We start from the raw sequence: 23,684 nt of genomic DNA on the forward strand, positions 1-23,684 counted from the left end.
GCCGACCGGTGTACGTCTGCAGCCGTAGTCACTCCTGCCAGCCCGGCCGGACCAGCCCCCACTCGTACGCCAGCACCACCAGTTGCGTGCGGTCCCGGGCGCCGAGTTTCAGCAGAATTCGGCTGACGTGGGTGCGGGCGGTGGCCGGGCTGAGGAACAGCCGCGAGCCGATCTCGGCATTGGTGAGTCCCTCCGCGATCAAGGCCATCACCTCGCGCTCGCGCTCGGTCAGGTCGTCGAGGCGGCTGGTGCGCGGCGGCGGTTTGGCGTGGGTCGCGAACTCCGCGATCAGCTTCCGGGTCACCGACGGCGACAGCAGGGCGTCCCCATCCGCCACCACGCGGACCGCCCGCACCAGTTCGGCGGGTTCGGTGTGTTTGACGAGGAAACCCGTCGCCCCCGCGCGCATCGCCTCGAAGACGTACTCGTCCAGTTCGAACGTGGTGAGCACCACCACCCGCACGCCGGACAGCGCGGGATCGGCGGCGATGCGCCGGGTCGCCTCCAACCCGTCGAGCACCGGCATCCGGATGTCCATGAGAACCACGTCGGGGACCAGAGATCGCGTCAGGCTCACCGCCTCCTCACCGTCCGCGGCCTGACCGGCCACGGTGATGTCGTCCTGGGCGTCGAGCAGGGCGGCGAACCCCGCCCGCACCAGGGCCTGGTCGTCGGCGACGAGCACCCGGACAGTCATGACCGGCCCGCCGTGCCGGCGGCGAAGGGGAGCGTCGCCTGCACCCGGAAGCCGCCGCCCGGCCCGCTTCCGGCGGTCAGCTCACCACCCAGAGCGCGTGCGCGTTCCCGCATCCCGGGGATGCCGTTTCCGCCGCCACCGGCCGACGTGCCGGCAGGACCACGGCCGTCGTCGTCGATCCGGACGCGGACGAACGTGGGCGCGTACGACACCGTCACATCGGCCGACGAGCCCCCGGAATGGCGGGCCACGTTGGTCAGCGACTCCTGGACGATCCGCGCCGCAGCCACGTCGACCACCGTCGGCAGCGGCGTTGGGGATCCCTCGACGACGGTCGTCACGGTGAGACCTGCGGCGCGGGCACGCTCGACCACACCGTCCAGATTCCCGATTCCGGCGGTGGGTGCGACGGGCGGGCTGTCCTCGCCGCCCCGCAGCGACGCCAGCAGCGCATGAACGTCGCCGATCGCGTCGCGGCTGGCGACCTTGATCGCGGACAGCGCCTCCTGAGACTGTTCGGGTCTGCTGTCCCACAGCTCGAGCGCGACCGACGCCTGCACGTTGATCAGCGAAAGGCTGTGTGCCAGAACATCGTGCAGCTCCCGGGCGATCGCGAGCCGCTCCTCGCTCGCCCGACGACGCTGCTCGTCCTGGGCGCTGCGCCGCGCCGCCTCGGCGCGTTGCCTGCGGGCGTCGAGCGTCCCGCGCCGCTGCCGGATGATCTCGGCGGCGGCGAGGAGCACCAGCAGCCACGCGGCGATGCCGGTGAGGGCGGGCAGGGACGGCGACTCGGCGGACGACACGGCAGGCACGGCGAAGACGATCAGGACGTAGCCGATGGCGAGGAGCGGGTAGGTGAGCCACCTCGACCCGGCCGTCGCGGCGCCGAGGAACGCGACGACGAGCGACAGGAACACCGGGCCGTACCCGTAACCCCGCGCGACGTACAGGACCGTGACGATCAGGACGACCAGCAGGACCGGAACAGGACGCTGTCGCCGGAAGACCAGCGCGAGGGGGCCACACACCAGCAACGCAAACCCCGCGGCGTCCAGCGGCTCCGCCCACGGCTGGTTGTGGTTGGCGCCGACACTGCCGCCGACCTGCACGATCGCGACGCCCAGAGCGATCAGGAGGTCTCGCGGGGCGATCGACGTGTCCCTCCGGTCAGTGCGCACCACCCGAACGTAGACCCGATTCCGCGCACCTGTCATCGTCCGCGACACGTACCCGAGGAGACGCGCGCAGACCGATGTGCGCGGCTCGCGCCGAGCCGACTCTGGAGGCATGACTTCCGACATCGTGGTCACCGACAGGCTGACCAAACGCTACGGCGAACACACGGCGGTCGGTGCGGTCAGCCTGACCGTGCGGGCCGGGGAGGTGTACGGGTTCCTCGGACCGAACGGTGCAGGCAAGACCACCACCCTGCGCATGCTCACGGGCCTGGTCCGGCCGACCTCCGGAACCGCGACGCTCTTCGGGCGCGCGCCCGGCGACAGCGCGGTCGCGGCGCGCACCGGTGTGCTGATCGAAGGACCCGGCTTCTTCCCCTACCTGTCCGGTCGCGACAACCTGCGGGTGCTGAGCAGGTACCGCCGGTTGCCGGACGACGCGGTGGAGTCCGCGCTGCACCGGGTCGGGCTGCGCGATCGGGGACGGGACCGTTTTCGCACCTATTCACTGGGGATGAAGCAGCGGCTCGGTGTCGCCGCCGCCCTCCTCGGCGAACCCGATCTGCTGATTCTCGACGAACCCACCAACGGGCTCGACCCGGCCGGCATGGCCGAGATGCGGGAACTGATAGTCGAACTCGCGGACTCCGGGCATTCCGTGATGCTCTCCAGCCACATGCTCAGCGAGGTCCAGGAGATCTGCGATCGCGTCGGGGTGATCTCGCGCGGAAAGTTGATCGTGCAGTCGACCATGGCCGAACTACGCGGCGGTACCAGCCTGCTGGTGCGCGCCGATCCGCAGGAGCGCGCCGCGACGGTACTCGCGGAATTGCTGGGTCGCGCCGTCGTCGACACGGTGGGCGACGCCCTCGCCGTCGCGGTGTCGCCGGATCTGGCACCGAAGGTGGCCCGTGTTCTCGTCGACGCGGGAATCGACGTGCACGAACTGTCCCGGCGGGAACGATCGCTCGAGGACGTCTTCTTCGCGATGACGTCGGACAGTGGCCGCACCGCGACCGACGATGCGAGGAGAATGTCGTGAATGCCGTGATCGCCAGTACCCGAGCCGAGATTCTCCGACTGCGAAAATGGCCGTCGATGTGGGTGCTGCTCGCCGCCTGGATCGTGCTGAACCTGGTCTTCGTCTACCTGTTCAGCTACATCACCGTCAAGACGGGCGGCACCACCGACATGGCGTCGTCCGCGCCTCCGGACGTGCTGCTCGCGCAGATGCTGCCGTCGGCGGTGCCCCAGGTGTTCACCCAGGGCATGGCCATGTTCGGGGGCGCTCTGATGCTCATCCTCGGCGCCCTCACCATCGGCAGCGGCTACGGGTGGGGGACGTGGAAGACCGTGTTCACCCAGGGCCCTTCGCGATCGGCCGCACTCGCCGGAACCCTCCTCGCGCTGCTGATCGTCGTGATCGGTCTCGTCCTCACGGTGGCGGCCGTCGATCTCGGGGTCGCCTCGGTCATCGCCGCGGCCGAATCGGAGTCGGCGAGCCTGCCGTCCGCGGAGGCGATGCTGAAGGCGCTCGTCTCCGGGCTGCTGATCCTCGGGATGTGGACCGCGGCGGGTGTCCTCGTCGGCGCCCTGGCGCGGGGGCCGGCGTTGGCGGTCGGGCTCGGTCTCGTGTGGGTGCTGGTGGTCGAGAACCTTCTCCGCGGAGTCGCGGCCGTCCTCGACCCCCTGTCCGTGGTGACGGATGTCCTGCCCGGCACCGCCGCGGGCTCGCTGGCCGGATCTCTCCGCGACTTCGGCGGCGACACCACCCCCGGCGTCCTGCACATCCTCGGCGGAGGCACCTCGGTGGTCCTCCTGGCCGGGTACGTCGCCGCGTTCGCGCTGGGGACGGTCTGGCTCGTCCGCCGGTGCGACGTGAACTGACCGCGCGGCTGCAGCTCAGAACAGCGGGCCGCCGCCGAACGGTTCCCGGTGCGACGGCGGGGTCCGGCCCTGTGTGTCGGTGATGCCGTATTCGACGGCGAGCTCCGCCGTCACGAACGTGTGACCGCTGCGCTCCGCGAGGGTGGGGTCCGCCGTCAGGGCGCGGATCACCTCGCCGACGAACTCGGGGGATTCGGCGTCGGCGACCGGGAATCCGGCGATGGTCTCGAGGCCGCTGGCGACGATCATCTCCGTCCGCACGATCCCCGGCCACAGCGAGACCGCGCGCACGTCGTGCGGAGCCAGTTCCGCCGCCATGTCGCTGGCCATCTTGTCCAACCCGGCCTTGGACATTCCGTACAGCACCGAATGCAGATGCCCGCGGGTCCCGAACGACGAGATGTTCACGATCAGCCCGGACCTTCGCGGCACCATCAGGCGCGCCGCCTCCACGGACGCGACGTAGTGTGCGCGCAGACCGACGCCGATCAACGAATCCCAGTCGTCCAGGGGCCGCTCCCAGAACGGCGTGTCGAACCCGCCGAATCCGCTGGGAGCAGCCCACACGTTGTTGACCAGCAGATCGAGCCGGCCCGCCTGCTCGTCGGCGATGCGGGCGAACAGCGCACGCACGTCGGCGTCGTCGCGGTGATCGCAGGCCACGGCGACGCCGGTGCCACCGGCGTCGGTCACCGTTCGCGCCGACACGGACAGGGGGCTGTCCTCGGTCAGCGGCCCGCGTCCGGTGACGTAGACGGTCCAGCCGGCAGAGCCCAGCGCCGTGGCCACACCCTTCCCGACGCCGCGGCTCGCGCCGGTGACGAGAGCGACCCGGGCGCTCACTGCGCGACCACCGTGTCCGGTGTGAGCGGGCGGGTGATCGACCACCGAGTGGTGAAGTGGCACCGCGACATTCGCCACTCGCCGTCCTCGAAGCGATAGGTGTCGTCGTATTCGCCGGACGACACCGTCTCCGTTCCCTTCGTCAGGTCGACCTGGCGGAACTGCAGCGTCCACCTACCCGACGCCTCGGTGTCGCCGTGCAGCACGATGTCCGGATGGAAGCCGTGGTGCATGTCAAGGATCACGTGCTTGCCGTCCACCTCGTGGAGCGCGATCGTCCGGAAGAGGTCGGTGAGCCGGTCGGCGTCGTCGAACCGGCCGAGTGGGCCGAAGTCGACGGATGCCCCGGACGAGACGAAGCACGCTCGGAATGCGTCCGGATCCTTGCCGTCGCACGCTCGCCAGTATCGGTACTTGAGCGCCTTGATCGCCCCGATCCGCTCCAGGTTCGCCAACCGCTGCTCCACCGAACTTCCGTCCACGCCGCCGTCCTCTCGTCCCCGTCAGTGGTGTCGGGGACGACGCTAGGGTGCGGACGATCCGCGCGGGTGCAAAATCCCGGTGGGCGGGAACCTGCGTGTCGTCAGGGCTGTCCGGGGAACGGGTCGGTCACCGGATCGGTTCCGAGTGCCGCGCGCCACGTGGCTTCCCGGACGGCCGCCTCGGTCAGTGCCGTCACGCCGAGCGTGCGCGTGTCCTCGGTCTCGCCGTGTTCGACCACCGCCCGCCACGCGACGGCCGTGTCGGCCTCCACCTCGGCGGCCAGTTGCGCCGCCGTGATCGGGTCGGTGACCGGAAACGGCAGCGTGTAGCCCGCTTCGGCGACAGGGGCGGCCATGCCCGCCGACGTCAGCGTGTCCAGGAGTGAATCCCGGCGGGCGCGGTGGGCGGCCGCCGACGTGGCGACCTGCGTGGCCCGGGCCGGGTTGGAGAAGGCTGCGACCACGCCGTAGGCGAACACCGCGGAATGTTCGGCGGTCAACGCGTCGGCGAGGCTCCGGCCCTCGGCTTCGGTCGGAGTGGTCACGGCAGCACCACCGCCAGATACGTTCCGCAGGCGGCACTGATCGACGCGCACAGACCCGCCCGGTGGGCAGTCAGGGTGCGCGCCGAATCGGCTGCGCTGCGCTGAGACTCGGCCAGGTCGGCGCGCAGTTGATCGAGACCGGGCGGAGGTGCGGGTTCGGTCGGTGTCGTGGACGCCGCGGACGATGTGGTCGGCGTGGTTCCGTCCGGGTAAGTTCCTGCAGCCCTGGCCATTTCGGCGTCCAGGGCGTCGGCGTGCGCGGTGCGCTGCGCACGGACCAGTTCGAGTGCGGCGGCCCGGTCGGGGAGCAGCGCGATCGTTGCGGCCGCGCCGGCGGCGTCACGGCGCGCCAGGCGCGACTGCGCGACGAGGGAATCGACCTCGACGGCGGAGTCGCCGTCGCCGGCGCACCCCGTCAGGACGGGGACGGCCGCGATACCGAACGCCGAGGCTGCTGCGAACCGGAGAGCGGCGCGCCGGGACACGGCCGGACCGGACGTCGGGGGCCGGGAGACGGTGGGCATGAGCACCGGTCCATGGTGCCAGGTCGGGCGGCGATCCCGGGAATCGAGCACCGGGGCTGGTCACGGGCGCGTCGAATCGGCGTTACTCTTAGATGCTCGAACCCGTCACGACGGGTTCGTGGTGCTGCGTGCGCAGCACGAGAACCTGACCGACCGACGAGTGACAACTGAAACGAGGAGCTTCCCCGATGCCGGTTCCATCCAAGGAGAGGGTGACGGAGCTCATCTCCGATCTGGTGCAACGCCAGGGCTACGACTTGGAGGACGTTGCGGTCACCCTCGCGGGCAGGCACAGCGCGGTCCGGATCATGGTGGACAGCGACGCCGGACTCGAACTCGACGCGGTCGCGAAGCTGAGCCACGAGATCTCCGAGGTGTTCGACTCGGTCTCCGATTTCGGGGAGTCCCCGTACACGCTCGAGGTCACGTCCCCGGGCATCGACCGGCCGCTCACACACGAGCGGCACTGGCGACGCGCCCGCGGACGCAAAGCGCGCATCGATCTCGCGCACGAGACGGTCGTGGGCCGGATCGGAGCCCTCGACGGTGATTCGGTCGCCGTCGTGATCGGCTCCCGGACGGGCCCGGATGTTCGCCGCGTCGCGCTGGCGGACATTCAGAAAGCTGTTGTGCAGGTGGAATTCTCGAAAGCGGATCCGAGGGAACTGGAACTCGCGGGTGGAATTCCCGAGGGGCGCGTTGCGCCCGCGGACGCAGATGCGTCGGAAGATGAAGAAGTAGTAGAGGGGTTGGACAAGTGAATATCGACATCGCGGCGCTGCGCGCCATCGAGGCCGACAAGGGCATCTCGATCGAAACGGTCATCTCGACCATCCAGACGGCACTGCTCACCGCCTATCGGCACACCGAGGGTCATCAGCAGCACGCACGGATCGACGTCGACACCAAGAGCGGCATCGTGCGGGTGATGGCGCACGACGTCGACTCCGACGGCAACATGGTCGGCGAGGAGTGGGACGACACCCCGGAGGGGTTCGGCCGGATCGCCGCGACCACCGCCCGGCAGGTCATCCTCCAGCGGCTGCGTGACGCCGAGCACGAGCGGAGCTTCGGCGAGTTCTCCACCCACGAGGGTGAGATCGTCGGCGGCGTCATCCAGCGCGACACCCGGGCGAACTCGCGCGGAATGGTCGTGGTGCGGATCGGCAGCGAAGCCAGCGGCGCGGAGGGGCTGATCCCGCCGGCGGAGCAGGTGCCCGGCGAGAACTACGAACACGGCGAGCGGCTCAAGTGCTATGTCGTCGGAGTGGCCCGCGGGCAGCGCGGACCACAGATCACCCTGTCGCGCACCCACCCGAACCTCGTGCGCAAGCTGTTCGCGCTCGAGGTGCCCGAGATCGCGGACGGTTCGGTCGAGATCATCGCGGTCGCGCGGGAGGCCGGTCACCGCTCGAAGATCGCGGTCCAGTCGCGGGTGCAGGGACTCAACGCGAAGGGCGCGTGCATCGGGCCGATGGGTCAGCGCGTGCGCAACGTGATGAGTGAGCTCGCCGGCGAGAAGATCGACATCATCGACTTCGACGACGACCCCGCCCGGTTCGTCGGCAACGCGCTGTCGCCGTCGAAAGTGGTCTCCGTCACTGTCGTGGACCCGGAGGCCCGGGCTGCACGCGTCGTCGTCCCCGACTTCCAGCTGTCCCTCGCCATCGGCAAGGAAGGGCAAAATGCCCGCCTTGCAGCGCGCTTGACCGGGTGGCGGATCGACATCCGCAGCGACGCCGCTCCGGCCCCCGAGTCGGCAGGCGGACCCGCCGCGACCAGTCGTTGAGTCGGGAATGCGGAGATCGGGGCGAGTCGGCGGTAGAGTGGTCAATGGTTCAGCATGAGCACCCTGATTCCGCGCGCGTTCCTACCGGTTCACCGGTGCGAACGTGCATAGGATGTAGGGAGCGCGCGCTGGCTGTCGATCTGCTCAGGGTTGTAGTGGGCGAGTGCGGGCCGCAAGGTCACGTTCTCACTCCGGACCCGGGGCGCAGGCTTCCCGGACGAGGTGCGTGGCTGCACCCCGTCGAGGATTGCCTGAACCTCGCGGAAAGACGCCGAGCATTCGGCAGAGCTCTACGAGTGTCCGGAAGTGTCGACGTGTCAGAAGTCGACCACTGGGTACGCGCAGGGCACCCACCCAGAGCAGTACCTCTCGAACAGAACAGGCACAAGCACTCATGAGCACACCGTGAAGCACCAGCGATGATCGTCCATCGGAGATAACCCGAGGTCGTGCGGGCCCCTCTCAGGGGAGCCTCCTGCTCGACCTCATCAGTGAGGAGAGCAGTGGCAGGCAAGGCCCGCGTGCACGAGTTGGCTAAAGAACTCGGTGTCACAAGTAAAGAACTACTCGCAACGCTCAAGGAGCAGGGCGAGTTCGTGAAGTCGGCGTCCTCCACGGTGGAGGCGCCCGTCGCCAGGCGTCTGCGGGAGTCGTTCCCGTCGTCGAAGTCCGATTCCGCAGCCCGTCCGGCTGCCAAGCCCGGCGCCCCCGCGCCGAGCGCACCGGCGACCTCGGCCAAGCCGGGCGGACCCCGTCCGGGTCCCAAGCCCGCAGCCCCGGCTCCGGCAGCGCCCGCTGCTGCAGCCCCGGCGCCCACCCCCGCGGCTCCGGCCCCGGCACCGGCGGCCCCCGCGGCAAGCGCAGCCACCCCGGCTGCACCGGCGACCAACGCTCCCAAGCCCGGTCGCCCCACCCCGGCTGCACCGGCTCCGGCCGCACCCGCGGCCCCGCCCGCATCGGCTGCCACCCCGGCGGCTCCGTCCACGGGCGCCAAGCCCGGCGGACCCCGCCCCGGCCCGAAGCCCCCGCGCGTCGGTAACAACCCGTACTCCTCGGCTCCCGCCGAGCGTCCGGCACCCCGTCCCGCCCCCGGCGCACCGCGTCCCGGTGCACCCCGTCCGGCTCCCGGCCAGGGCGGTCCCCGTCCGGCTCCCGGCCAGGGCGGTCCCCGTCCGGCTCCCGGTCAGGGTGGACCCCGTCCGGCACCGGGTCAGGGCGGTCCCCGTCCGGCTCCCGGTCAGGGCGGTCCCCGTCCGAGCCCCGGCTCGATGCCTCCCCGCCCGAACCCGGGCGCGATGCCTGCTCGTTCGGCACGTCCCGCCCCCGGCGGCCGTCCCGGCCGTCCCGGCGGAGCACCCGGTGGTCGTCCCGGTGGCGGCGGCGGTGGATACCGCGGTGGCGGAGCTCCCGGCGCCGGCGCAGGTGCGCCCGGTGGCGGAGCACCCGCCGGTGGTTTCCGCGGTCGTCCCGGTGGCGGTGGCCGCCCCGGTCAGCGTGGTGCGGCAGCAGGTGCGTTCGGTCGTCCCGGTGGCGCCCCGCGTCGTGGTCGCAAGTCGAAGCGTCAGAAGCGCCAGGAATACGATTCGATGCAGGCGCCCGCCGTCGGCGGCGTGCGGTTGCCCCGTGGCAACGGCGAGACCATTCGCCTCGCCCGCGGCGCCTCCCTGTCGGACTTCGCGGAGAAGATCGACGCGAATCCCGCGGCGTTGGTGCAGGCACTGTTCAACCTCGGCGAGATGGTGACGGCGACCCAGTCGGTCAACGACGAGACGCTCGAACTGCTCGGCGGCGAGATGAACTACGTCGTCCAGGTGGTCAGCCCGGAGGACGAGGACCGCGAGCTGCTCGACAGCTTCGACCTCACCTACGGCGAAGACGAAGGTGGCGAAGAGGACCTCGAGTCCCGTCCGCCGGTGGTCACCGTCATGGGCCACGTCGACCACGGTAAGACCCGACTGCTCGACACGATCCGTAAGGCCAACGTCCGCGAGGGCGAGGCCGGCGGCATCACGCAGCACATCGGTGCCTACCAGGTGCTCACCGAGCTCGACGGCAACGAGCGTCTCGTGACGTTCATCGACACCCCCGGTCACGAGGCCTTCACGGCCATGCGTGCCCGTGGTGCCAAGGCCACCGACCTCGCGATCCTGGTCGTCGCCGCCGACGACGGCGTCATGCCGCAGACGGTGGAAGCGATCAACCACGCCCAGGCGGCCGACGTGCCGATCGTGGTCGCGGTGAACAAGATCGACAAGGAAGGCGCGAACCCGGACAAGATCCGGCAGCAGCTCACCGAGTACGGACTGGTCACCGAGGAGTACGGCGGAGACACCATGTTCGTCGACATCTCGGCGAAGCAGGGCACCAACATCGATGCACTGCTCGAAGCCGTGCTGTTGACGGCGGACGCTGCCCTGGACCTGCGGGCCAACCCGGACATGGACGCCCAGGGTGTCGCCATCGAGGCGCACCTCGACCGTGGCCGCGGCCCCGTCGCGACCGTGCTCATCCAGCGCGGAACGCTGCGGGTCGGCGACTCGATCGTCGCCGGCGACGCATACGGTCGTGTGCGCCGCATGGTCGACGAGCACGGCGACGACGTGCTCGAGGCCCTGCCCTCGCGTCCCGTCCAGGTGGTCGGCTTCACGTCCGTCCCCGGCGCAGGCGACAACCTGCTCGTGGTCGACGAGGACCGGATCGCCCGGCAGATCGCCGACCGGCGCAATGCGCGTAAGCGCAACGCGCTGGCCGCGAAGAGCCGCAAGCGCATCAGCCTCGAGGACCTGGATTCGGCTCTCAAGGAGACGTCGCAGCTCAACCTCATCCTCAAGGGCGACAACTCGGGAACCGTGGAGGCCCTGGAAGAGGCCCTGCACGGCATCGAGATCGACGACGAGGTGCAGTTGCGGGTCATCGACCGTGGTGTCGGTGGTGTCACCGAGACCAACGTCAACCTGGCCGCTGCGTCGAACGCGATCATCATCGGGTTCAACGTTCGCGCCGAGGGCAAGGCGACCGAGTTGGCGAACCGCGAGGGCGTCGACATCCGGTACTACTCGGTGATCTACCAGGCCATCGACGAGGTCGAGAAGGCGCTCAAGGGCATGCTCAAGCCGATCTACGAAGAGGTCGAGCTGGGCAAGGCGGAGATCCGTGCGATGTTCCGTTCGTCCAAGGTCGGCAACATCGCCGGTTGCCTCGTCACCTCGGGTACCATCCGTCGCAATGCGAAGGCCCGGCTGCTGCGTGACAACACGGTTGTCGCCGAGACCGTCACCATCTCCTCGCTCAAGCGGGAGAAGGAAGACGCCGTCGAGGTACGCGAGGGTTACGAGTGCGGTTTGACGCTCACCTACTCCGACATCAAGGTCGGTGACGTCATCGAGGCCTACGAGCTTCGGGAAAAGCCGCGCGACTGAGTCCCCATCCGTTTGGGGTGACGTAGCAGCGTCATCCGGCGTGCGCTTCTCCGGCCGAGCGATCGGCCGGGGGAGCGCACGTCTCCCCGAAGGAGGAAAGTTTGTACGTCGGTGCGCTCGAGCTCGACATCTTGCTCGGTGACGTGCGATCTCTGAAAGAGAAGCGTGCAATGGTCAAGCCGGTTCTGGCGGAGCTGCGGCGCTACGGCGTCTCGGCGGCCGAGACCGGCGAACAGGATCGGTACCGCCGGTCCATGCTCGGTGTCACCATGGCGAGTTCGGCGGTCGATCATGTGCACGAGGTGCTCGACACGTGCGAACGGCACGTCGCCGAGCTGCCGGAACTGCAACTTCTTGCGGTCCGGCGAAGGATTTTCGGCCCCGAGGACTGACTCGGAGCGCCCTGCCCGTCCCGTCGCCCACGCGGCCCGGCGTGCAGAATGAACTACAGCTACACACGCAACTTCACAACTTATCGAGCGGCCAGGGAGAGGAGTCTGATTGTCATGGTGGATCCCGCCCGGGCACGCAAACTCGCCAAGCGCATCGGAACGATCGTCGCGACGGCGATCGACCACGAAATCAAGGACCCTCGCCTGGCGTTCGTCACCATCACCGACACGAAGGTGACGGCCGACCTCCACGACGCCACGGTGTACTACACGGTGATGGGCGCTGACCTCGAGTCCGAACCCGATCTCGTCTCCGCCGCCGCGGGGCTGGAGAAGGCGAAGGGGGTGCTGCGTTCGAAGGTGGGTGCAGGCACCGGAGTCCGTTTCACGCCGACGCTGACGTTCGTCGCGGACACGGTCCCCGACACGGCACGGCACATGGAGGAACTCCTCGCCCGCGCCCGCGCCGCCGACGACGAGGTCGCGCGTGTCGCGGCCGGTGCGTCTCCGGCCGGCGACCCCGATCCCTACAAGGAGCCCCGAGCCGAGGACGCGGACGACGTCGACGTCGACGAGCCGTCCGGTTCGCGCCAGGCGGACTGACGCGAACCGACATGACCCACACTCAGGAGACGTCCCTGTCTGATCTCGATCGTCACGAGGTGTTCCTGCCGCAGGCGGTCGCCGTTCTGGAGAACGCGACGTCGGTGACGATTCTGTGTCACGTCCAACCCGACGCCGACACGATCGGCAGCGGTCTCGCGCTGGCCTTGGTGCTCGAGCGCAAGGGAATTCCTGTGCAGGTCGCGTTCGGTGCGCCGGACGAACTGCCGGAGTCGATGCGCGAACTGCCGGGCACCCACCTGCTGGTGCCTGCGGATCAGGTGCGCCGCAACGTCGACCTGCTGGTGACGGTCGACTGCGGCAGCGCCGGGCGTCTCGGGAAGCTCGCCGACCGGCTCGCGACGGCGGGGGAGACCCTCGTCATCGATCATCACCGCTCCAACACCCGGTTCGGCCGCATGAACCTGATCGACGAAGCCGCGGAATCGACCACTGCGGTCCTGGCGCAGATGTTCGACGTGTGGGGTGTGGACATCGACGCCGACCTCGCGCACTGCCTGTATGCGGGGCTCGTGACCGACACCGGTTCGTTCCGCTGGGTGCAACCGGGCACCCACACCCTCGCGGAGAGACTCCTCGCCACCGGCATCGACGGCGCCCGCATCGCGCGACGCCTGCTCGACACCCATCCGTTCGGCTGGCTGCCCATGCTGTCCTCGGTACTCGGCTCGGCGACGCTCGTCCCCGAAGCGGCGGGCGGGCGCGGACTGGTCTACGCGGTCATCCGGCAGTCCTACGTCGGCGATCTGCGCTCCGAGGAGATCGAGAGCGTCATCGACATCGTCCGGACGACGTCCGAGGCGGAGGTCGCCGCCGTCCTCAAGGAGGCGGTGAACGGCACCTGGTCGGTGTCGCTGCGCTCGAAGTCCGATGTGGACGTCTCGCTCGTCGCCGGGTATCTCGGTGGCGGCGGGCACCGGTTCGCGGCGGGTTACACGGCCGACACCTCCGCAGACGAGATCGTGGCCTCGCTCGTCGAGTCGCTCGGCTGAGGTCCGAATTCCTTGACCGACGTCTCTGAAGTCACGGGCGACGCCACTGCCCGGACGGTGTTCGGGCTGGCGCTGCCCGCGCTCGGCGTTCTCGCCGCCGAACCAATCTATCTCCTCTTCGACATCGCCGTCGTCGGGCGCCTGGGTGCGCTGGCGCTCGCCGGACTTGCCGTCGGCGGACTCATCCTCGCGCAGGTGAGCACGCAGCTGACGTTCCTGTCCTACGGCACGACAGCGCGTGCGTCCCGGATGCACGGGGCCGGCGACGAGCGCGGCGCGGTGCGGGAGGGCGTCCAGGCCACGTGGCTGGCGCTCGGCATCGGCGCCCTCGTGATCGCGATCGCCCACCTGTGTGCGCGACCGGTCACGTCGGCGATCGCCGGCGGCTCCGACATCGCGGCGGCCGCCGAGAGCTGGTTGCGGATCGCCGTGTTCGGAGCGCCGCTGATCCTCGTCGCGATGGCCGGGAACGGGTGGATGCGCGGAGTGCAGAACACGGTGCGACCACTGCGTTTCGTTCTCGCCGGCCTCGTCGTGTCGGCCGTGGCCTGCCCGGTGCTGGTGCACGGACTGTGGGGCGCCCCGCGTCTGGAACTCGAGGGGTCGGCCGTCGCCAACGTCGTCGGGCAGGCGGTGTCCGCGAGCCTGTTCGTCGGTGCGCTGATGGTCGAGCGGGTGCCGTTGCGTCCGCAATGGCGCGTCATGCGCGCGCAGATGGTGCTCGGCCGGGATCTGATCCTGCGGAGCCTCGCGTTCCAGGCGTGCTTCCTCTCGGCCGCCGCCGTCGCTGCCCGCTTCGGGGCGGCCGCGGTCGCCGCGCACCAGGTGGTGCTGCAGTTGTGGAACCTCGTCGCTCTCACCCTCGACTCCCTCGCGATCGCCGCACAGGCATTGGTCGGAGCCGCGCTGGGAGCGGGGCACGCACAGGGTGCGACGCGGCTGTCGTGGCGGATCACGCGGTGGTCCACGATCTTCGCGACCGGATTGGCCGTGTTCTTCGCTCTCGGCCACGGGGTGATACCCGAACTGTTCACCTCCGACCGGGCTGTGCTCGACGAGATGGCGGTGGCCTGGTGGTTCTTCGTCGCGATCATGCCCGTCGCCGGAGTCGTGTTCGCTCTCGACGGGGTACTGCTCGGGGCCGGCGACGTCGCCTTCCTCCGGAACGCGACGCTGTCGTGCGCGCTGGTCGGGTTCCTGCCGCTGATCTGGCTGTCGATGCTGCGGGACTGGGGCCTCGCGGGAATCTGGACGGGCCTCACGGTGTTCATAGTTCTTCGGATGCTCGCGGTCGTGTGGCGCGTCGGTTCGGGCCGTTGGGCCGTGGTCGGGACCGACCTGCAGGCGCGGCACGGATCGGACAGTGCTCCGGCAGCGGAACTCGATCGGAAAGGTGGTTGACGTGGCACCGAAACTGATGGCGGTGAGCGACACCCATGTGGGGCACCGGGGAAACCGGCCGATCACCGAGGACATCTACCCCGACTCGCCGGAGGACTGGCTGATCGTCGCGGGCGACGTGTCGGAGAAGACCGACGACATCCGGTGGGCGCTGAAACTTCTGCGCAGCCGGTTCGCCAAGGTCATCTGGGTGCCCGGCAACCACGAGTTGTGGACGACGGCGAAGGATCCCGTGCAGATCCACGGCGCCGCCCGGTACGACTACCTGGTCACCATGTGCCGCGAGATCGGCGTCGTCACCCCGGAAGATCCGTTCCCGGTGTGGGAGGCCGAGGACGGCCCGGTGACGCTGGTCCCGATGTTCCTGTTGTACGACTACACGTTCCTGCCCGAGGGCGCCACCACGAAGGAGGAGGGTCTCGCGATCGCACGCGAGAAGAACGTGGTCGCCACGGACGAATTCCTGCTGTCGAGTGAACCGTACGGGACCCGGGACGCCTGGTGCCGCAACCGTGTCGCGACGACGAAGGCGCGCCTGGACGCCCTGCCTGCGGGAACGCGAACCGTCCTGATCAACCATTTCCCGTTGGTCCGTGAACCGACGCAGGTGCTGTGGTACCCGGAGTTCTCCCTGTGGTGCGGCACCGAACTGACCGCGGACTGGCACACCCGGTACAACGCCGTCTGCGCCGTGTACGGGCACCTGCACATTCCGCGCACCACCTACTACGACGGGGTGCGGTTCGAGGAGGTGTCGCTGGGCTACCCGCGGGAGTGGCAGCGGCGCGGACTGCCCGACCGGTTGCTGCGGCAGATCCTCCCGGTGCCGGAGTATCCGCCGGGGACCCTGAACAAGTGGGGAGGCCACTTCAAGGTCACACCCGAACAGGAAGCCGAAGTGGAGAAGATGAGGGCGAGGGGGACCCTGTGATCGAGAGAATCCTGCCTGCCGGAGTGGTGTCCTCGGAACTGTTCGAGGATCCGCCGGGACTGCGCCCGCACCCGCAGGAGGAAGCCCTGATCGGCCGGGCGGTGGAGAAGCGCCGCCGCGAGTTCACGACCGCCCGCCACTGCGCACGACTGGCCATGACGAAGCTGGGTGTCGACCAGGCCCCGGTTCTCCGGGGCGACAAGGGTTCCCCGGTGTGGCCGCGCGGCGTCGTCGGGAGCCTCACCCACTGCGACGGTTATCGCGGCGCGGTGCTCGGTTACGCGATGCAGGTGCGGTCCGTGGGAATCGACGCGGAACCGCACGAGGCGCTGCCCGACGGTGTGCTCGACGCCGTGAGCCTGGCCTCCGAACGGGACTGGCTGGCGGGCACGGCGGACGCCGCGCAGTGGCGCTCGGCCACCGGCGGTCCGGTACACCGGGACAGGCTGTTGTTCTGCGCCAAGGAGGCCACGTACAAGGCGTGGTTTCCGCTCACCGGCCGATGGCTCGGATTCGAGGACGCACACATCACGTTCGAGGCGTCCGGGGACGGCACCGGCACGTTCCATTCGGATCTCCTCATCTCCGGGGAGACCGTCGCCGGACCACCACTCGCATCGTTCGACGGACGGTGGATGGTGTCGGACGGTCTCATCATCACGGCCATTGCGGTGCACTGATTTCGGTGCGGTGACGTCGGCTGGCAGAATCGGGCCTCGTGTCTGCACGTGAAAAGCCCTCTTCCGGTCTCGTCGGCGCCGGACTGCTCATCGTCGACAAGGACGCGGGCATCACCAGCCACGACGTGGTGGCCCGGTGCCGCAAGCTGCTCGGAACCCGGAAGGTCGGGCACGCCGGCACGCTGGACCCGATGGCCACGGGTGTGCTCGTCCTCGGTGTCGAGCGGGCGACGAAACTGCTGGGGCTCCTCGCGCTGACCACCAAGGCGTACACGGCCACGATCCGGCTGGGGCAGGCCACGACCACCGACGACGCCGAGGGTGAGGTCGTCGCGTCGGCCGATGCCTCCGGCGTGACGGACGACGACGTCGCCGCGCAGGTGCAGGCTCTCACCGGCGACATCCAGCAGATCCCGTCGAGCGTCAGCGCGATCAAGGTGGACGGGCGGCGGGCACACGCCCTGATCCGTGCGGGCGAGGAGTTCGAACTCTCGCCGCGTTCGGTCACGGTGTCGCGGTTCGAGGTCGTCGGCCGGCGGACCGACGGCACGTTCACCGACCTCGACGTCGAGGTGGAATGCTCGTCCGGCACGTACGTGCGGGCGCTCGCGCGTGACCTGGGCATCGCGCTGATCGGTGTGGGCGGGCACCTCACCTCGCTGCGGCGGACCCGGGTGGGTCCGTTCACGCTCGAGCACGCGCGGACGCTGGAACAGCTCGCCGACGAACCGGGGGTCAGCCTCGACATCGACGCGGCCGCACAGACCGCGTTTCCACACCGGCAGATCGACGCGGACGAGGCCGAATCGATCAGTCAGGGAAGGTGGCTCGAACCGATCGGAATCAAGGGCGTGTACGCCGCGATCGACCCGAGCGGGCACACCATCGCGCTGCTGCAGGAACGCGGGCGGCGGGCGAGTTCGGTGATGGTGGTCCGCCCCGCGACGCTGAGATAACGGCTCACACCAGCCAGATGGCCTGGGCTGCCGGGTTTCCGAGCTCGATCGAGTCGTCCTGCGAGTCGAGCCGGATCGACACGGTTCCCGCGAAGTCGCGTCGCTCCAGCACCGTGACCGTGACGTCGAGTGCGACACCGACCGAGTCGAAGTAGCGGAGCATCGCCGGGTCGGAGTCCGAGATCCGGGCGATGCGGCCGCTCTCGCCGTTGACGAAGTCGCTGAGCTGACGCGCCGGGGGAGTGGGCACCGAGCCGTCGACCGACGGAATTGGATCGCCGTGCGGGTCGCGCTCGGGATGGCCCAGCTTGGCGTCCATCCGGGCGATCATGAGATCCGAGACGGCATGTTCGAGGACCTCCGCCTCGTCGTGCACCTCGTCCCAGCCGTATCCCAGTTCGTGCACGAGATACGTCTCGATGAGGCGGTGCCTGCGGACCATCCCGACGGCAGCGACGCGGCCCGCCTCCGTCAGCGCGATGGACCCGTAGCGGGCGTGATCGACCAGGCCCTGGTCGGACAGCTTCCGGATGGCTTCCGACACGGTGGACGCCGACACCCCGATCTTCTCGGAGAGCAACTTGGTGGACACCCGTTCCTGCGACCACTCCTGAACGGTCCAGATGACCTTGAGGTAGTCCTGCGCCACTGCCGAGAGTGCCCCGGTGTCGGAGGCGGAGTCCTCGGTCACGCTCTGGTCATTCTTGTTCACGGCCACGCCAACGAGCTTAGGCAAGTCTTACCGGCGAGACACATCGACACACCTGTTCGGCTCCCGAGGGACGCACCCGGCCGCCGTGAACGGCGAGGTGACGACCTTTCGGCGGGGCGCGTGGGCGACAGACACCCGGTCCGAAGATGAACATCGGCGCGCGGCACCGTAGGCTGCCACTCGTGCTGAGATGGCGTGGTCTCGACGAGGTTCCTGCCGACTGGGGTCGTTGTGTTCTCACGATCGGCGTATTCGATGGCGTGCACCGAGGTCACGCCCAACTGATCAGTCGAGCGGTGGCGGCTGCCCGCACGCGTGGAATACCCAGCGTGCTCATGACTTTCGATCCTCATCCGATGGAAGTGGTTCGCCCGGGCAGTCATCCCGCCCAGCTCACGACGCTCGCCCGCCGGGCGGAGCTGGCCGAGGAACTGGGTATCGACGTGTTCTGCGTCATGCCGTTCACCGCCGAATTCATGAAGCTGACGCCGGAGCGGTACGCCCACGAGATCCTCGTGGAGCGCCTGCACGTGGCGGACGTAGTTGTCGGCGAGAACTTCACGTTCGGCAAGAAGGCCGCCGGCAACGTCGACCTGCTCCGTCAGATCGGTGACCGGTTCGGTTTCGCCGTCGACGGTGTGACGTTGCTCGCAGAGCACGCCGTGACGTTCTCGTCCACCTACATCCGGTCGTGCGTGGACGCGGGCGACATGGCCGCCGCGACGGAGGCCCTGGGCCGTCCGCACCGCGTCGAAGGAGTCGTCGTCCACGGTGACGGTCGCGGCCGTCAGCTCGGCTATCCGACCGCGAACGTCGCCCCACCCATGTATGCCGCGATTCCCGCGGACGGCGTGTACGCCGCGTGGTTCACGGTGCTCGGCCACGGAGTCGATCTGGGCACGGTCACCTCCGGTGAGCGTTACATGGCCGCCGTGTCGGTGGGCACCAATCCCACGTTCTCCGGGCGGACCCGCACGGTCGAGGCCTTCGTGCTCGACCGGGAAGCCGACCTGTACGGGCAGCATGTGGCCGTCGACCTGGTGGAACGCCTGCGCGGCATGGAGAAGTTCGACTCCGTCGACGACCTGATCGTCGCGATGGGCAAGGACGCCGAGCGTGCGCGCGGGATCCTCGCGGCATCGGAGGACGTGCGGTAAGAGCGCCGCATTTCAGCTGGTAGAGTAGATCGCTGGCGTGCGCTGCGGTTCGCGGTGGCCACGCCGAGTTTCGATCCTTTCACGCGAACGTCATCACCAGGAGTGAACAAGTGGCTTTGACCACCGAAGAGAAGAAGCAGGTTCTGAGCGAGTACGGCCTGCACGAGACCGACACCGGTTCGCCGGAGGCGCAGGTGGCCATGCTCACCAAGCGCATCGTCGACCTCACCGAACACCTCAAGATGCACAAGCACGACCACCACTCCCGCCGCGGCCTCCTGCTGCTGGTCGGACGCCGTCGTCGTCTGCTCAAGTACGTCCAGAAGGTCGACATCGAGCGTTACCGCTCGCTGATCGAGCGTCTCGGCCTGCGTCGCTGAGTTTCGCACACCGCGATCATTTCGATCGCGAATCACTCCGGTAGCCGGCGGGGCCTTGCTTAGACTGGGCCTCGCTGGCTATCGGCGTTAGCTGCCGAGGGCAGCACTACCGTATGCACCCGAGAATGTGGTGTCGGTCTTCGGTAGTGGTCGTCCGGACACGGTCCGGGGGACTTCGATCGACGACCGCCTCCGCACAGCGACATCCCGAGAACTCGAGAGGGGGATGTCCCTCAGGTGCGCAGTTCTCGCCAGGAGGGTGAGAACGCCCCCGCGGGTACGGCGAAGACGAGAGGGAAGTGAAAAGAAGAGATGACAGAGAATTCCGCAGTAGAGGTCGATGAGGGCGTGTTCGAATCCACCGCCGTGATCGACAACGGGTCCTTCGGAACCCGCACCATTCGATTCGAGACCGGTCGCCTCGCCCAGCAGGCCGCCGGCGCCGTCGTCGCCTACCTGGACGACGAGACCATGCTGCTGTCCGCGACGAGCGCCAGCAAGCACCCCAAGGAGCACTTCGACTTCTTCCCCCTCACGGTGGACGTCGAGGAGCGCATGTATGCAGCGGGCCGCATCCCCGGCTCCTTCTTCCGTCGTGAGGGCCGTCCCTCCACGGACGCCATCCTGACCTGCCGCCTGATCGACCGTCCGCTGCGCCCGTCGTTCGTCGACGGACTGCGCAACGAGATCCAGGTCGTCGTCACGGTGATGAGCCTGAACCCGCAGGACCTGTACGACGTGGTCGCGATCAACGCCGCGTCCGCCTCCACGCAGATCGCCGGACTGCCGTTCTCCGGCCCCGTCGGCGGTGTGCGCGTCGCGCTCATCACGTCGGACGAGAACAAGGCCGGCCAGTGGGTGGCGTTCCCCACCGTCGAGCAGCTCGAGAACGCCGTCTTCGACATGGTCGTCGCCGGCCGCATCGTCTCCGGTTCCGGTGACGACGCCGACGTCGCGATCATGATGGTCGAGGCCGAGGCCACCGACAACGTGATCTCCCTGATCGACGGTGGCGCACAGGCTCCCACCGAGGCGATCGTGGCCGAGGGCCTCGAGGCCGCCAAGCCGTTCATCGCCCGCCTCTGCACCGCGCAGCAGCAGCTCGCGGCCAAGGCGTCGAAGCCGACCGGCGAGTTCCCCGTCTTCCCGGCGTACCAGGACGACGTGTTCGCCGCCGTCGAGGCCGCCGCAGCCGAGAAGCTCAGCGCCGCCCTGACGATCGCGGGCAAGCAGGAGCGCGACGACAAGACCGACGAGGTGAAGGTCGAGGTCCTCGAGCAGGTCGCCCCGAACTTCGAGGGTCGCGAGAAGGAGATCGGCGCGGCGTTCCGCTCGCTGACGAAGAAGCTGGTGCGTCAGCGCATCCTGCGGGACCAGTTCCGCATCGACGGCCGCGGCATCACGGACATCCGGTCGCTGTCGGCCGAGGTCGCCCTCGTCCCGCGTGCACACGGTTCCGCCCTGTTCGAGCGCGGCGAGACCCAGATCCTGGGTGTGACCACCCTCGACATGGTCAAGATGGCGCAGCAGGTCGACTCGCTCGGGCCCGAGACCACCAAGCGGTACATGCACCATTACAACTTCCCGCCGTACTCCACCGGTGAGACGGGACGCGTCGGTTCGCCGAAGCGTCGCGAGATCGGTCACGGCGCGCTGGCCGAGCGGGCGCTCATGCCCGTGCTGCCCAGCGTCGAGGAATTCCCCTACGCCATCCGTCAGGTGTCGGAGGCCCTCAGCTCCAACGGCTCCACGTCGATGGGTTCCGTGTGCGCGTCGACGCTCGCACTGCTCAATGCCGGTGTGCCGCTGAAGGCTCCGGTTGCCGGTATCGCCATGGGCCTCGTGTCCGACCAGGTCGACGGGGAGACCCGTTACGTGGCGCTGACCGACATCCTCGGCGCCGAAGACGCGTTCGGCGACATGGACTTCAAGGTCGCGGGCACCAAGGACTTCGTCACGGCTCTCCAGCTCGACACGAAGCTCGACGGCATCCCGTCGAAGGTCCTCGCCGGCGCGCTGTCGCAGGCCAAGGATGCGCGGGCAACGATCCTCGAGGTCATGGCCGAGGCCATCGACACCCCCGACGAGATGAGCCCGTTCGCCCCGCGCGTCACGGCCATCAAGGTGCCCGTCGACAAGATCGGTGAGGTCATCGGCCCCAAGGGCAAGATGATCAACTCGATCACCGAGCAGACCGGCGCCAACATCTCCATCGAAGATGACGGCACCGTGTTCGTCGGTGCTGCGGACGGCCCGTCCGCGCAGGCCGCGATCGACATGATCAACGCCATCGCCAACCCGCAGCTCCCGAAGGTCGGCGAGCGCTTCCTGGGCACAGTCGTCAAGACCACCGCCTTCGGTGCGTTCGTGTCGCTCCTCCCGGGCCGCGACGGATTGGTGCACATCTCGAAGCTGGGCAGCGGCAAGCGGATTGCCAAGGTCGAGGACGTCGTCAGCGTCGGCTCGAAGTTGCGAGTCGAGATCGCCGACATCGACAACCGCGGCAAGATCTCGCTGATCCCCGTCGAGGAAGACGGCGCTGCGGCTCCGGCCGAGCAGAGCGAAGAGGCGGCTGCCGAGAAGTAACCTTCTCCCAGCTCGCAACCGGCGGCTCCGCACGATGTTTCGTGCGGGGCCGCCGGTCTATCGGTCAGGCGAACCGTTCGACGTACCGCCGCTGCCACGGGGTCTCGACCGCGTGGCGGTGGTAGTGCTGCCGGACGAACGCGACAGCGTCCCGCGCCGGGACCCCGTCGAGTACGGCGAGGCAGGCGAGGGCGGTGCCGGTGCGGCCGCGTCCGCCGCCGCACGCCACCTCCACCCGTTCGGTGGCGGCCCGTCGCCACACCTCACCCAATGCATCCCGAGCGTCGCGGTGATCCCGCGGCAGCCGGAAGTCGGGCCAACGGACCCACCGGGTATTCCACTGCGCCGGCGGCGGATTCTTCCCCAGCAGGTAGACGGCGAAATCGGGAAGGGGACCTTCCGGGAGTGGTCGCCGCAGTCCACGACCGCGGACGAGTCGACCGGACGGAAGGCGCAGTACTCCCGGCGCGTCGGCGTCCCAGGTATCGACCATGGTGCCCACTCTATGGGCAGGCCCTCCGGAAGACCCCGCCCCCGAGGCCGGGCTCGGGCGACCTGTTGTAATGGGAACACGAGAAGGGGGAGAGCGCTGATGAGTGACCTGTTCATATTCTGTGCGGTGTCGGCCGGTGGTATCGGGGTCGTGGGGTTGTCGGTCGCACTGTTCGGGGGTACGGAATCGAGTGGCAGGTGCCTGTGCGACGGGCAGACCGACGCCTGTGACGCTCGCTGATCGTGACACTGCAGTCCGCGTGACACTGCAGTCCGCGTGACACTGCAGTCCGCGTGACACTGCAGTCCGCGTGACACTGCAGTCCGCGTGACACTGCAGTGCCCGTGACACTGCAGTGCCCGTGACACTGCAGTGCCCGTGACACTGCAGTGCCCGTGACACTGCGGGCGCGTGGACCCCGCCCCGTGGGGCGGGGTTCGTCTGCCGATCAGCTCGTCATGGCCGCGAACATGCCGGGCTCGTAGGACCCTGCGGGGGTCCGGACGATCACGTTCATCCGGTTGGCAGCATTGACCAGGGCCACCAGGCAGATCAGCGCGGCGATCTGGTCGTCGTCGTAGTGCCCCCGAACTTCGGCCCACGTCTCGTCGGACACGCCGTGGTGGGCGTCGGCGAGCCGGGTACCTTCCTCGGCGAGAGCCAGCGCGGCCCGCTCGGCGTCCGTGTACACGGTGGCCTCACGCCAGGCGGCGACCAGGTTGATCCGGACCGGGGTTTCGCCGGCGGCCGCGGCATCCTTGGTGTGCATGTCGGTGCAGAAACCACAGCCGTTGATCTGGCTCACCCGGAGGCTGACCAGCTCTTGGGTGGTCTTCTGCAGCGGCGATTGCTGGATCACCAGACTGGCGCCGACGAACCGCTTGGCGAACTTCGCGGCGATCTCGTTGTCGAACATGGTGAATCGGGCGTCCATGATGTCGTCCTCACTCGAGATGGTGGGTGCTCCTTTGTCGAACGAACATGAGACGCCGGAAACACGACGGTTGTGACAGTGGGAG

At 68.9% G+C, this 23,684-nt stretch carries 25 protein-coding genes; 16 read left to right on the forward strand and 9 right to left on the reverse strand.

The features are described 5' to 3' along the window. Positions 1–28 precede the first annotated feature (28 nt). Positions 29–697 (reverse strand): response regulator, encoded by a 669-nt coding sequence (locus ACFTWF_RS00745; RefSeq protein WP_378459399.1) that lies wholly within the window; start codon positions 695–697, stop codon positions 29–31. Then, positions 694–1,875, reverse strand: coding sequence for a sensor histidine kinase (locus tag ACFTWF_RS00750; RefSeq protein WP_378459400.1), 1,182 nt, complete (start codon positions 1,873–1,875; stop codon positions 694–696). The genes ACFTWF_RS00745 and ACFTWF_RS00750 overlap by 4 nt, the downstream gene beginning before the upstream one ends. Before the next feature lie 109 nt (positions 1,876–1,984). Here ACFTWF_RS00750 and ACFTWF_RS00755 point away from each other — a divergent pair, with 109 nt between their 5' ends. Further along, positions 1,985–2,914: an ABC transporter ATP-binding protein gene (locus ACFTWF_RS00755; RefSeq protein WP_378459401.1), complete on the forward strand. Its 930-nt coding sequence runs from the start codon at positions 1,985–1,987 to the stop codon at positions 2,912–2,914. Beyond that, a complete protein-coding gene (locus ACFTWF_RS00760; RefSeq protein WP_378459402.1) occupies positions 2,911–3,759 on the forward strand; it encodes an ABC transporter permease subunit in 849 nt (282 codons plus the stop codon). The genes ACFTWF_RS00755 and ACFTWF_RS00760 overlap by 4 nt, the downstream gene beginning before the upstream one ends. 15 nt (positions 3,760–3,774) lie before the next feature. On the opposite strand, the gene ACFTWF_RS00765 is transcribed toward ACFTWF_RS00760, so the two are convergent. From ACFTWF_RS00765 to ACFTWF_RS00780, 4 genes are all read right to left on the reverse strand, one after another. Next, complete coding sequence (locus ACFTWF_RS00765; protein ID WP_378459403.1) at positions 3,775–4,602, reverse strand: SDR family NAD(P)-dependent oxidoreductase; 828 nt, start codon at positions 4,600–4,602, stop codon at positions 3,775–3,777. Beyond that, on the reverse strand, positions 4,599–5,084 hold the full coding sequence (locus ACFTWF_RS00770; RefSeq protein ID WP_378459404.1) for a nuclear transport factor 2 family protein: 486 nt from the start codon (positions 5,082–5,084) through the stop codon (positions 4,599–4,601). The genes ACFTWF_RS00765 and ACFTWF_RS00770 overlap by 4 nt, the downstream gene beginning before the upstream one ends. A 101-nt stretch (positions 5,085–5,185) precedes the next feature. Continuing rightward, positions 5,186–5,629 (reverse strand): ferritin-like domain-containing protein, encoded by a 444-nt coding sequence (locus ACFTWF_RS00775; protein WP_378459405.1) that lies wholly within the window; start codon positions 5,627–5,629, stop codon positions 5,186–5,188. Next, the gene (locus ACFTWF_RS00780; RefSeq protein WP_378459406.1) at positions 5,626–6,153 is read right to left on the reverse strand and encodes a hypothetical protein; all 528 of its coding nucleotides are present in this window, start codon (positions 6,151–6,153) and stop codon (positions 5,626–5,628) included. Before ACFTWF_RS00780 ends, ACFTWF_RS00775 begins: the two co-directional genes overlap by 4 nt. A gap of 188 nt (positions 6,154–6,341) precedes the next feature. Between ACFTWF_RS00780 and rimP the strand changes: the two genes are divergently transcribed. From rimP to truB, 11 genes are all read left to right on the forward strand, one after another. Then, positions 6,342–6,914, forward strand: a complete 573-nt coding sequence (rimP, locus tag ACFTWF_RS00785) for a ribosome maturation factor RimP (protein ID WP_378459407.1) — start codon at positions 6,342–6,344, stop codon at positions 6,912–6,914. Next, positions 6,911–7,942, forward strand: a complete 1,032-nt coding sequence (nusA, locus tag ACFTWF_RS00790) for a transcription termination factor NusA (RefSeq protein WP_378459408.1) — start codon at positions 6,911–6,913, stop codon at positions 7,940–7,942. The genes rimP and nusA overlap by 4 nt, the downstream gene beginning before the upstream one ends. Positions 7,943–7,986: 44 nt before the next feature. Beyond that, positions 7,987–8,340 carry a YlxR family protein gene (locus ACFTWF_RS00795; protein WP_378459409.1) on the forward strand — a complete coding sequence of 118 codons (354 nt, stop codon included), beginning with the start codon at positions 7,987–7,989 and terminating at the stop codon, positions 8,338–8,340. A gap of 105 nt (positions 8,341–8,445) precedes the next feature. After that, positions 8,446–11,361, forward strand: a complete 2,916-nt coding sequence (infB, locus tag ACFTWF_RS00800; protein WP_378459410.1) for a translation initiation factor IF-2 — start codon at positions 8,446–8,448, stop codon at positions 11,359–11,361. Between the two features lie 101 nt (positions 11,362–11,462). After that, complete coding sequence (locus ACFTWF_RS00805; protein WP_005240674.1) at positions 11,463–11,753, forward strand: DUF503 domain-containing protein; 291 nt, start codon at positions 11,463–11,465, stop codon at positions 11,751–11,753. A gap of 114 nt (positions 11,754–11,867) precedes the next feature. Further along, positions 11,868–12,356 carry a 30S ribosome-binding factor RbfA gene (gene rbfA / locus ACFTWF_RS00810; protein ID WP_378459411.1) on the forward strand — a complete coding sequence of 163 codons (489 nt, stop codon included), beginning with the start codon at positions 11,868–11,870 and terminating at the stop codon, positions 12,354–12,356. Between the two features lie 11 nt (positions 12,357–12,367). Continuing rightward, positions 12,368–13,369 (forward strand): bifunctional oligoribonuclease/PAP phosphatase NrnA, encoded by a 1,002-nt coding sequence (locus ACFTWF_RS00815; RefSeq protein WP_378459412.1) that lies wholly within the window; start codon positions 12,368–12,370, stop codon positions 13,367–13,369. A gap of 12 nt (positions 13,370–13,381) precedes the next feature. After that, complete coding sequence (locus ACFTWF_RS00820) at positions 13,382–14,770, forward strand: MATE family efflux transporter (protein WP_378459413.1); 1,389 nt, start codon at positions 13,382–13,384, stop codon at positions 14,768–14,770. A gap of 1 nt (position 14,771) precedes the next feature. Beyond that, positions 14,772–15,701 carry a metallophosphoesterase family protein gene (locus ACFTWF_RS00825; RefSeq protein WP_378459414.1) on the forward strand — a complete coding sequence of 310 codons (930 nt, stop codon included), beginning with the start codon at positions 14,772–14,774 and terminating at the stop codon, positions 15,699–15,701. Then, the gene (npt, locus tag ACFTWF_RS00830; RefSeq protein ID WP_378459415.1) at positions 15,698–16,381 is read left to right on the forward strand and encodes a 4'-phosphopantetheinyl transferase Npt; all 684 of its coding nucleotides are present in this window, start codon (positions 15,698–15,700) and stop codon (positions 16,379–16,381) included. Before ACFTWF_RS00825 ends, npt begins: the two co-directional genes overlap by 4 nt. Positions 16,382–16,419: 38 nt before the next feature. Then, entirely contained in the window at positions 16,420–17,337 is a 918-nt protein-coding gene (gene truB / locus ACFTWF_RS00835; RefSeq protein ID WP_378459416.1) for a tRNA pseudouridine(55) synthase TruB, read from the forward strand. 4 nt (positions 17,338–17,341) lie between these two features. Here truB and ACFTWF_RS00840 read toward each other — a convergent pair whose 3' ends face one another. Further along, positions 17,342–18,055: a metal-dependent transcriptional regulator gene (locus tag ACFTWF_RS00840; RefSeq protein WP_378459417.1), complete on the reverse strand. Its 714-nt coding sequence runs from the start codon at positions 18,053–18,055 to the stop codon at positions 17,342–17,344. A 176-nt stretch (positions 18,056–18,231) separates the two neighbouring features. On the opposite strand from ACFTWF_RS00840, the gene ACFTWF_RS00845 reads away from it, so the two are divergent. From ACFTWF_RS00845 to ACFTWF_RS00855, 3 genes are all read left to right on the forward strand, one after another. Then, positions 18,232–19,206, forward strand: coding sequence for a bifunctional riboflavin kinase/FAD synthetase (locus tag ACFTWF_RS00845; protein WP_185729267.1), 975 nt, complete (start codon positions 18,232–18,234; stop codon positions 19,204–19,206). 110 nt (positions 19,207–19,316) lie between these two features. Further along, complete coding sequence (gene rpsO / locus ACFTWF_RS00850; protein ID WP_005240682.1) at positions 19,317–19,586, forward strand: 30S ribosomal protein S15; 270 nt, start codon at positions 19,317–19,319, stop codon at positions 19,584–19,586. A gap of 312 nt (positions 19,587–19,898) precedes the next feature. After that, positions 19,899–22,172, forward strand: a complete 2,274-nt coding sequence (locus tag ACFTWF_RS00855) for a polyribonucleotide nucleotidyltransferase (RefSeq protein WP_185729268.1) — start codon at positions 19,899–19,901, stop codon at positions 22,170–22,172. 64 nt (positions 22,173–22,236) lie between these two features. Here the strand turns inward: ACFTWF_RS00855 and ACFTWF_RS00860 are convergent, their stop codons facing one another. After that, complete coding sequence (locus ACFTWF_RS00860; RefSeq protein WP_378459418.1) at positions 22,237–22,665, reverse strand: protein-tyrosine phosphatase family protein; 429 nt, start codon at positions 22,663–22,665, stop codon at positions 22,237–22,239. A 448-nt stretch (positions 22,666–23,113) separates the two neighbouring features. Continuing rightward, on the reverse strand, positions 23,114–23,599 hold the full coding sequence (locus ACFTWF_RS00865) for a carboxymuconolactone decarboxylase family protein (protein WP_378459419.1): 486 nt from the start codon (positions 23,597–23,599) through the stop codon (positions 23,114–23,116). Positions 23,600–23,684: the final 85 nt, after the last annotated feature.

Source organism: Rhodococcus sp. NPDC056960, assembly GCF_042674125.1.
Lineage (GTDB): Bacteria > Actinomycetota > Actinomycetes > Mycobacteriales > Mycobacteriaceae > Rhodococcus_F.